This window comes from Brevundimonas sp. UBA2503 (assembly GCF_002341485.1).
GTDB lineage: Bacteria > Pseudomonadota > Alphaproteobacteria > Caulobacterales > Caulobacteraceae > Brevundimonas > Brevundimonas halotolerans.
On record NZ_DDOD01000018.1, the window covers coordinates 39,427 to 48,232 of the forward strand.

General features: G+C 66.7%; 8 protein-coding genes and 1 tRNA gene. 6 read left to right on the top strand and 3 right to left on the bottom strand.

What is annotated here, in order from left to right; all coding sequences use genetic code 11:
* The first annotated feature begins 202 nt into the window (after window positions 1-202).
* From B4K74_RS08295 to cydX, 3 genes are read left to right on the top strand one after another with little or no spacing between them, the layout of a single operon-like run.
* The gene (locus B4K74_RS08295) at window positions 203-1,777 is read left to right on the top strand and encodes a cytochrome ubiquinol oxidase subunit I (RefSeq protein WP_286692548.1); all 1,575 of its coding nucleotides are present in this window, start codon (window positions 203-205) and stop codon (window positions 1,775-1,777) included.
* 23 nt (window positions 1,778-1,800) lie between these two features.
* Window positions 1,801-2,949, top strand: a complete 1,149-nt coding sequence (cydB, locus tag B4K74_RS08300) for a cytochrome d ubiquinol oxidase subunit II (RefSeq protein WP_286692543.1) — start codon at window positions 1,801-1,803, stop codon at window positions 2,947-2,949.
* A gap of 17 nt (window positions 2,950-2,966) precedes the next feature.
* Window positions 2,967-3,098, top strand: a complete 132-nt coding sequence (gene cydX / locus B4K74_RS08305) for a cytochrome bd-I oxidase subunit CydX (protein WP_123287663.1) — start codon at window positions 2,967-2,969, stop codon at window positions 3,096-3,098.
* Window positions 3,099-3,165: 67 nt separating this feature from the next.
* Here the strand turns inward: cydX and B4K74_RS08310 are convergent.
* Both B4K74_RS08310 and cpdR read right to left on the bottom strand, forming a co-directional pair.
* Window positions 3,166-3,240: transfer RNA gene (locus B4K74_RS08310), tRNA-Val, on the bottom strand.
* A 99-nt stretch (window positions 3,241-3,339) separates the two neighbouring features.
* On the bottom strand, window positions 3,340-3,696 hold the full coding sequence (gene cpdR, locus B4K74_RS08315; protein WP_123287662.1) for a cell cycle two-component system response regulator CpdR: 357 nt from the start codon (window positions 3,694-3,696) through the stop codon (window positions 3,340-3,342).
* Window positions 3,697-3,837: 141 nt separating this feature from the next.
* Between cpdR and B4K74_RS08320 the strand changes: the two genes are divergently transcribed.
* Window positions 3,838-4,719, top strand: a complete 882-nt coding sequence (locus B4K74_RS08320; RefSeq protein ID WP_286692544.1) for an N-formylglutamate amidohydrolase — start codon at window positions 3,838-3,840, stop codon at window positions 4,717-4,719.
* A 241-nt stretch (window positions 4,720-4,960) separates the two neighbouring features.
* On the opposite strand, the gene B4K74_RS08325 is transcribed toward B4K74_RS08320, so the two are convergent.
* Window positions 4,961-5,671 (bottom strand): DUF599 domain-containing protein, encoded by a 711-nt coding sequence (locus B4K74_RS08325; protein ID WP_123287660.1) that lies wholly within the window; start codon window positions 5,669-5,671, stop codon window positions 4,961-4,963.
* Between the two features lie 128 nt (window positions 5,672-5,799).
* On the opposite strand from B4K74_RS08325, the gene ppa reads away from it, so the two are divergent.
* Together ppa and cobT are read left to right on the top strand one after the other, a co-directional pair.
* Window positions 5,800-6,351, top strand: a complete 552-nt coding sequence (gene ppa, locus B4K74_RS08330) for an inorganic diphosphatase (protein ID WP_286692545.1) — start codon at window positions 5,800-5,802, stop codon at window positions 6,349-6,351.
* Window positions 6,352-6,917: 566 nt separating this feature from the next.
* Complete coding sequence (gene cobT, locus B4K74_RS08335) at window positions 6,918-8,789, top strand: cobaltochelatase subunit CobT (RefSeq protein ID WP_286692546.1); 1,872 nt, start codon at window positions 6,918-6,920, stop codon at window positions 8,787-8,789.
* The last annotated feature ends 17 nt before the right edge of the window (window positions 8,790-8,806 follow it).

Genomic DNA, 8,806 nt, shown 5'->3' on the forward strand with positions numbered 1-8,806 from the left:
CCCCGCCTCTGCGGGCGGCCGGCTTCACGCAACCAGTGTCGCAGGGTCAGGGGGGAGGGGGGCACGGCGGTCACCCGGGCCTTATACTGGATTCCGATCCTGCCGGCCCTTGATCCAGATCAAGGCGCGACTCGCCCCATGGTTTAGGGCGGCATCACATCCGGCCAATCCGGCCATGACCAAGGGAGTGTTCGGTTCCATGATCGATCTGGCGGTCGTTGACCTGTCCCGCCTTCAGTTTGCGCTGACGGCCCTCTACCACTTCCTGTTCGTGCCCCTGACGCTGGGCCTCGCCTTCATGCTGGTCATCATGGAGTCGATCTATGTGATGACCCGCCGCCCCATCTGGCGGACCATCACCAAATTCTGGGGCACGCTGTTCGGCATCAACTTCGTGCTGGGGGTCGCCACCGGCCTGACCATGGAATTCCAGTTCGGTATGAACTGGAGCTATTACAGCCACTACGTCGGCGACATCTTTGGGGCCCCTCTGGCGATCGAGGGTCTGATGGCCTTCTTCCTCGAGGCCACCTTCGTCGGGCTGATGTTCTTTGGCTGGGACAAGCTGAAGCCTGTGACCCACCTGTTCGTCACCTTCCTCGTGGCGTTGGGCACCAATCTGTCGGCCCTGTGGATTCTGATCGCCAACGGCTGGATGCAGAACCCGGTCGGCTCGACCTTCAACCCGGACACCATGCGGATGGAGGTCACGGACTTCATGGCCGTGCTGTTCAACCCGGTGGCCCAGGCCAAGTTCGTGCACACCGTTTCGGCCGGGTATGTCATCGCCGCCGTCTTCGTCCTGGGCATCTCCGCCTTTTATCTGCTCAAGGGCCGCCACAAGGGCTTTGCCAAACGGTCGATGACCGTGGCCGCCGCCTTCGGCCTGGCCTCGTCCCTGTCGGTCGTCGTGCTGGGCGACGAGAGCGGCTATGCCCTGACCGACAACCAGAAAATGAAGCTGGCCGCTATCGAGGCCATGTGGGAGACCGAGCCCGCCCCCGCCGGCCTGACCGCCGTCGGCCTGCCGAACATGGTCGACCACCGCACCGACTATGAGATCAAGATCCCGTATGTTCTGGGCCTGATCTCGACCCGCAGTCTGGACGGCCAGGTCGAGGGCATCCTGCCCCTCGTCGCCGTGGCCGAGACCCGGATCGAATCCGGCATGCTGGCCTATGACGCGCTCGAGCGGATCAAGGCCGATCCGGAGGACGTCACGGCCCGCGGCGACTTCGAACTGCGCCGCAACGACCTGGGCTATGGCTTGATGCTGCGCCCTTTCGTGGCCGACCCGCGTGAGGCCACCCCCGAACAGGTCCGCGCCGCCGCCTGGGCGACAGTGCCCAATGTCCCGGTCATGTTCTGGTCGTTCCGCATCATGGCGGGCATCGGCTTCCTGATGATCGGTCTGTTCGCCACGGCCTTCATCCTGTGCACCCTGCGCAAGCATGAGACCAAGTGGTTCCTGCGCCTCGCCGTGCTGGCCATTCCCCTGCCGTGGATCGCGGCCGAGCTGGGCTGGATCGTGGCCGAGGTCGGCCGTCAGCCCTGGGCCGTCGAAGGGGTCCTGCCGACCTTCCTCGGCGCCTCCAGCCTAACCGTGCCGCAGCTGTGGGGCACCATCATCGGCTTCACCGTCCTGTATGGCGCGCTGGCCGTGGTCGAGGTCGGCCTGATCCTGCGCACCATCAAGAAGGGGCCCTTCGCCGGACATGGCGATTCAGACTCCGAACCGGGATCGCCCTCAGGCGAGACCGAACCCGCCACCGCCTGACCCGACAGACCCGGAGATCCGTCATGGAACTGCCTCTCGATTTCGCCACCCTCCGTGTCATCTGGTGGGGCCTGCTGGGCGTGCTGCTGATCGCCTTCGCCCTGACCGACGGCTTTGACCTCGGCGTCGGCGCCCTGCTGCCGTTCGTCGCCAGGACCGACGAGGAACGCCGTATGGTGATCAACACCATCGGCGCCACCTGGGAGGGCAACCAGGTGTGGTTCATCCTCGGCGGGGGGGCCATCTTCGCCGCCTGGCCGTTCGTCTATGCGGTCAGCTTCTCGGGCTTTTACCTCGCCATGTTCCTGGTGCTGTCCGCCCTGATCCTAAGACCCGTGGCCTTCAAATACCGGTCCAAGCGGCCCTCGCCCAAATGGCGCAGCTTCTGGGACTGGTGCCTGTTCATCGGCGGCTTTGTGCCTGCCCTGGTGTTCGGTGTCGCCGTCGGCAATGTGTTGATCGGCGCCCCCTTCCGGCTCGATAGTGACCTGCGGTCCTTCTACGAAGGCACCCTGCTGGGTCTGTTCACCCCGTTCGCCCTGCTGTGCGGCCTCTTGTCGGTGACCATGCTGGTCCTGCACGGCGCCACCTGGCTGGGGCTCAAGGCCGAGCGCGGTCCGGTGCAGAAACGCGCCTTTGCCATCGGCACCGTCGCGGGCCTGCTCAGCCTCGTGCTGTTCGCGGCGGGCGGTGCCTGGGTGGCGTTCGGTGACCTCGGCTTCCGCATCGTCAGCGAGGTTGACCCCAACGGCTTCTCCAACCCCCTGCGCTCGACCGTCGAGGCCGCCGGCGGCGCCTGGATGGACAACTATGCGACCTATCCGTGGATGCTGATCGCCCCGGCGCTGGGCTTCCTCGGCACCGCTGCGGCCCTGCTGGGCCTGTGGCGCAAGTCCGAGCCCGTGGCCTTCGTCGGCTCCTCGGCGGCGACCGTCGGCATCATCTCGACCGTCGGCCTGTCGATGTTCCCCTTCATCCTGCCCAGCTCGATCGACCCGGGCTCCAGCCTGACGGTCTGGAATGCCTCGTCCAGCCATCTGACGCTGTTCATCATGCTGGGGGTGACGGTGGTCTTCCTGCCGCTGATCCTGATTTACACCGCCTGGGTCTACAAGGTGCTGTGGGGGCGTTCGACCACCGCCGCGCTCAAGACCAACCCCGACCTCTACTGAACCGAAGGGCCTGAACGATGTGGTATTTTGCCTGGATCCTCGGCCTCGGCCTCGCCGTCGCGTTCGGCATCCTCAACGGCCTCTGGCACGAGTTCCGCCTGTTCGACGAGGGCGACACCGGCGAGTCCGTGCCCGACCCGGAGGAGTGACCCCCACGATATAAACCCGCTCGGTCACCCGGGCGGGTTTTGTGATTGCGCATTGTCTGGAAAGGAATGGTGGACGCGACAGGGATTGAACCTGTGACCCCCTCGATGTCAACGAGGTGCTCTCCCGCTGAGCTACGCGTCCGCCGGGGCGGGGCCGGCAGGTGCCGGTCCGGGAAGGCGCGGGGTATAACCCGTCTCCGCGCGAGACTGCAAGCCCCTCACGGCCTTGTCAGAACGCTTATCAGGCGGCGATCATCTTCTCGACTTCGCCGACCAGGTCGCGCAGGTGCACAGGCTTGGCCAACACCTTGGCCTGGGGGGTGCTCTGGGCGGCGGTCAGGGCCACGGCGGCAAAGCCGGTGATGAACATGATGCGCAGGCCCGGCTGGCGGGCGGCGGCCACGCGGGCCACCTCGATGCCGTCGGCACCCGGCATGACGATATCGGTCAGCAGCAGGTCATAGGGGCCGTCCTCAAGCGCATCGATGGCGTCATCGCCATTCTCGCAGTCGACGACCTCATGACCGGCCCGCTCCAGCGCCCGGGTCAGAAAGCCCCGCAGTGATCCATCGTCTTCTGCCAGAAGAATGCGTGCCATCGATTGGTCCCCAAAGCCGTCAGCCCGAACGGCCGTTTTACTCACTTGTGGAAAAGGTTAAGGCGACAAGCGTAAACCGGCCATGAAAATCAGTGATCCGTGTCCACAGGGATTCGACGGGCGGGCCAAAGGGGAGGGCGTATGTCGGGTGAAGACGGGGATCTGCAGGCCCAGGCCCCGTTTCGCCTGCTGTCCCCTGTCGGGGAGGCCACCAGTCCGCTGGTGTTCGCCTCGCCGCACTCGGGCCGCCTCTACCCGAAGTCGGCGGGCTTTGACCCGGACCTGTCCGAGCTGTCGCTGCGCAGCGCCGAGGATGCCCTGGTCGACCGCCTGATCGAGGGCGCGCCCGGGCACGGCATCCCGCTGCTGCTGGCGACCCATGGCCGGGCCTGGCTCGACCTGAACCGGGCCCCGACCGACCTCGATCCCACCCTCATCGACGACCTGCCGACAGGATCAGAGGGCGGGCCACGGGCCCAATCGGGCTATGGCGTGGTGCCGCGCCTGACCGGCGACGGGCGCCCCCTCTACCGCGATCGCATCAGCCTCGCCGAGGTCACCGGCCGCATCAAGGAAGCCCATGGTCCTTATCACGCGGCGCTGGACACCTTGATGGAGCAGACCCGCGCCCGGCACGGTGTAGCCGTTCTGATCGACTGGCACTCCATGCCCGGCCCGCGCGCCAGCCCGCCAGCCAAACGCCCGGTCGCCACCTTCCCCCAGATCGTACTTGGCGACCGCCACGGCGTGGCCTGCGCGACCGCCCTGACCCGGCGCGTGGCGGCCCTCCTGCGCGGCGAAGGGCTCAGGGTGGCGCTGAACCAGCCCTACGCCGGGGGCTGGACGACCGAGCGCTGGGGCCACCCGGGCGAGGGCTTCCACGCCCTCCAGATCGAGATTTCCCGGGCGCTATATCTGGATGAGGCGCTTATGCAGCCGGGCCCGGGCTGGGCGCGCTGCCAAGGAATCATCACCCGCCTGATCGACAGCTTGGCGCGGGAGGCGAGCGACCTCGTCCCCTGACCCCTCGGACAGAAAAAATGCCGCGCCCGGAGGCGCGGCATGAAAGTCTATAGGGAGGAAACGCCCAGGAAGGGCAAGACGCCCGAAGGCGTCAAGGTCAAGTTAGGTTGCAGTGCACAAATCGTCAAGCAGGTATTTTTCACCCGTCGTCACGCATTGTAACACTCAAGCGGTATTTTTGGCCGATGTAACCGTTTCAACGTCAAAAAAATATCCCATTAAGGGCTGCAACTGCTCAGTATCAGGGCGCAGGCGGGCCCTTGCCCGACTCCGATTCCAGAACTGCCCGCACCTTGCGGATGGCCCGGGCTGCGGGCGACCCCTCCTGCCGCCAGATCAGCAGGGCGAAGGCCGCGATCACCCCCGCGCCCAGCCACAGCGGCCCCATCAGCCAGGCGGCCGCCGCGAGGGCGAAATAATAGGCTCGCACCCCCTGACTGAATGACGCCAGCGCCGGATTGATCAGATCGCCGGCCGCCCGGCCCAGCGCGGCCCGATCCAGCGCCTCGTCCTGCTCGGGCACCGAGCCGATCACCGCAAGGGTGTAGTTGAGCTGGCGAATCGACCAGATGAAATCCAGCAGGCCCCGCACCAGACACGCCAGAATCAGCGCCAGCTTGGCCTCCAGCAGCGGCAGGGGCACGGCCTCCGCCCCCACGGCGGCAAAGCCTCTCAGCGCTGCCTCTCCGCCGAACAATATGCCCGCCACCGCCGCGATCAGCAGCAGATTGGTCGAGGCAAAGAACGACGCCGAATTGATCGAATGACCCATCAGTTGGCTGTCGACCAGCCGGATCTCGCGCCGGGTCATCACCGACATCCACACCTGCCGGACCAGCTCCATGTCCTGATTCAGGGTGCCGAACCGTCGCGACAGCACGCGCAGGACCGGCTCATAGCCCAGCCAGCACAGGATGAAGAGAGCCACTGCGGCCCAGTCGAGGGAGCTCATGTGCGACGCCTCATGGAGAATGCCCTTGCCGCCCCATCCGTCGGGCCCTGCGCGGAACGCTTGCTACTGGTGCCGGGTTTGCCTATCACGCGCGCCTCCCCGTTTCGCAAGTGCACAATAGACCCGTCATGAACATTGATGCCATCCCCGTCGGCCCCAATCCTCCCTGGGACCTGAACGTCATCATCGAAATCCCGCAAGGGGGCCTGCCGGTGAAATATGAGATGGACAAGGCGTCGGGCGCCCTGTTCGTCGACCGCTTCCTGCATACGGCCATGTATTATCCAGCCAATTACGGCTTTGTGCCCCACACCCTGTCGGCCGATGGCGACCCCTGCGATGTGCTGGTGCTGAACCCGACGCCGGTGGTGCCCGGCTGCGTCATCCGCTCGCGCCCGATCGGCGTGCTGATCATGGAAGACGAAAAGGGCATGGACGAAAAAATCCTCGCCGTACCCGTCGACGCGCTCCACCCCTATTACACCGACGTCGCCAGCTATCGTCAGCTGCCGGCCATCATGATCGACCAGATCCAGCACTTCTTCACCCGCTACAAGGATCTGGAGAAGAACAAGGAAACGACGGTCAAGCGCTGGGGCGACGCCGGCGAGGCCGCCGAGCTGATCGCCATCGGCATCCGCGCCCACCAGGACAAGCTGAAGGCCGACAAGAAGGGCTGAGGGCCCCGCCGGTCCTGATGTCTCGTCATCCTCCGACTTGATCGGAGGATCGGTCCGGGCAGACCGTTGGCCGTTGCGGACGTCACCGATCCTCGGGTCGAGCCCGAGGATGACGCTGGACTGAGGGCGGTGACCATGATGGCCACCGCCCCAAAAACCAACTTTTTCAGAAGCCCGCCCCGTTCCCGCACCGTTCTTCCCGACCGGGTCCGCGCCTGATCCATACTGTCCGGTTGCCATTCCCCCGGACAGCGGAGGTGCGAAACCAGACGGTTCAGACGGTTCAGACGGTGAATTCTCATCTCCTCCCCATCTTGATGGGGAGGGGGACCACGGAGTGGTGGAGGGGGTAGCGCTGCCGTTGAACAACGCGTCGCGCACGACGTCCCCGGTCTCACCGCCCCCTCCGCCTCGCAGGCTACGCCCGCGATCCACCTCCCCGCAGGCGGGGAGGAGATGAGGACACTCCTTCAGACCATTCAGACTATTCAGACGGTGTTTTCTCACCGTCTCAATTCCCGGACGCGCCCCTTTCCCCGAGGCCCCGCCGGGGCTAGGTCAGGACCATGCCGCCGGACACACCGACAGAGACCTTCAAGCGCGCCCTCGCCCATGCCGCGCGGGCCCTCGCGGAGCAGGACGAGCTCGAGGTCGTGTTCGCCTCGGATGGGCCGCGCATGTCGAATGGCGTGCTAACCCTGCCGCACCCGCCGCGCGACCCTTCCGGCCCGGAAAGCGCCTCCCTGCGGGGACAGGCCGACCGCCTGGCCCTGCGGCTGGCCAATCATGACGACAGCCTGCACCGGACCCTGACCCCGCTGGACAGCCGCGCCGCCGAGGTGTTCGAGGCCGCCGAGCAAGCCCGGGTGGAGGCCGTGGGCGGCCGCGCCATGGCCGGGGTTCGCGCCAATCTGGAGGCCGCCCTCGTCACCCGCATGGAGCGCAGCGGCCTTACCCGCGTGACCGAGGCGGATCAGGTGCCGCTGGATCAGGCCGTGGGCCTGCTGCTGGCCGAACGACTGGGCGAGCGCCCCTTGCCCAAAGCCGCCGCCGCCACCCTCGATCTGGTGCGTGACGACCTGGTCGAGCGGGCCGGTCCGGCGCTCGACCGGCTGGTCGCGGCGCTGGACGACCAACAGGTCTATGGCCGCGAGATGCAGGCCGTGCTGAAGGCCCTCGACCTCGATCCCGGCAATGGCCAGGCCGACGAGGCCGACGACACCGAGGGCGAGGACGAGGCGGCGGACGACGCCCCTTCCGAGACCGAGGACGACAGCGAAGACCCCGACACCGGCGACAGCGAGGACAATTCACCCGAGGGCCGCAGCGAGGACTCCGGCTCGGAAGGCGAGCGCGACAGCCGTCCGGACGGCGCTCCGGCCGAGGCCGACGGGCAAGAGTCGGATCAGGCCTCCGACACCGAAGAGGGCATGCGCCCCGGCCGCACCGAGGGCGAAGGCGGCAATGACCCCTCCGTCTATCGCGCCTTCACCACCGCCTTTGACGAGGTCATCGCCGCCGAGGAGCTTTGCGACCCGGTCGAACTGGACCGCCTGCGTGCCCTGCTGGACCAGCAGCTGACCCAGCTGTCCAGCGTGGTCGCCCGCCTCGCCAACAAGCTGCAGCGCCGCCTGCTGGCGCAACAGAACCGCAGCTGGATGTTCGATCTGGAAGAGGGCGTCCTCGACACGGCTCGCCTGACCCGCGTCATCACCGACCCGACCGCGCCCCTGTCGTTCAAGGCCGAGAGCGAGAGCCCGTTTCGCGATACGGTCGTGACCCTACTGCTCGACAACTCCGGCTCCATGCGCGGGCGGCCGATCATGGTGGCCGCCGTCTGTGCCGACATCCTCGCCCGCACGCTGGAGCGCTGTGGCGTCAAGGTCGAGATCCTCGGCTTCACCACCCGCGCCTGGAAGGGCGGCCAGCCGCGCGAGGCCTGGATCACCGCCGGTCGTCCCGCCAACCCCGGCCGCCTGAACGAGCTGCGCCACATCATCTACAAGACCGCCGACGCCCCCTGGCGCCGGTCCAAGCGCAACCTCGGCCTGATGATGCGCGAGGGCCTGCTCAAGGAGAACATCGACGGCGAGGCGCTGGCGTGGGCGCACGAGCGCATGCTGGCCCGCACCGAGGCCCGGCGCATCCTGATGGTCATCTCCGACGGCGCCCCCGTCGATGACACGACCCAGACCGCCAATCCGGTCCACTATCTGGAACGCCACCTCCGGCAGGTGATCGGCCAGATCGAGGACAGGTCCGACGTCGAACTGCTGGCCATCGGCATCGGCCACGACGTGACCCGCTTCTACCGCCGCGCCCTGATGATCACCGACGTCGACCAGCTGGCCGGCGCCATGATCGAGAAACTGGCCGAACTGTTCGATGCCAAACCCAAGACGGAACGCGCAGGCCGCAGGCTCAGGCGGGCCGCCTAGGTTCTGAACTCATAAAG

Excerpts from the sequence above, each read along its gene's own strand:
- ppa (WP_286692545.1), top strand. The coding sequence starts at position 5,800 with ATGAACATTGATGCCATCCCCGTCGGCCCCAATCCTCCCTGGGACCTG.
- B4K74_RS08325 (WP_123287660.1), bottom strand. The coding sequence starts at position 5,671 with ATGAGCTCCCTCGACTGGGCCGCAGTGGCTCTCTTCATCCTGTGCTGG.
- B4K74_RS08320 (WP_286692544.1), top strand. The coding sequence starts at position 3,838 with ATGTCGGGTGAAGACGGGGATCTGCAGGCCCAGGCCCCGTTTCGCCTG.
- cydX (WP_123287663.1), top strand. The coding sequence starts at position 2,967 with ATGTGGTATTTTGCCTGGATCCTCGGCCTCGGCCTCGCCGTCGCGTTC.
- cpdR (WP_123287662.1), bottom strand. The coding sequence starts at position 3,696 with ATGGCACGCATTCTTCTGGCAGAAGACGATGGATCACTGCGGGGCTTT.
- cydB (WP_286692543.1), top strand. The coding sequence starts at position 1,801 with ATGGAACTGCCTCTCGATTTCGCCACCCTCCGTGTCATCTGGTGGGGC.
- cobT (WP_286692546.1), top strand. The coding sequence starts at position 6,918 with ATGCCGCCGGACACACCGACAGAGACCTTCAAGCGCGCCCTCGCCCAT.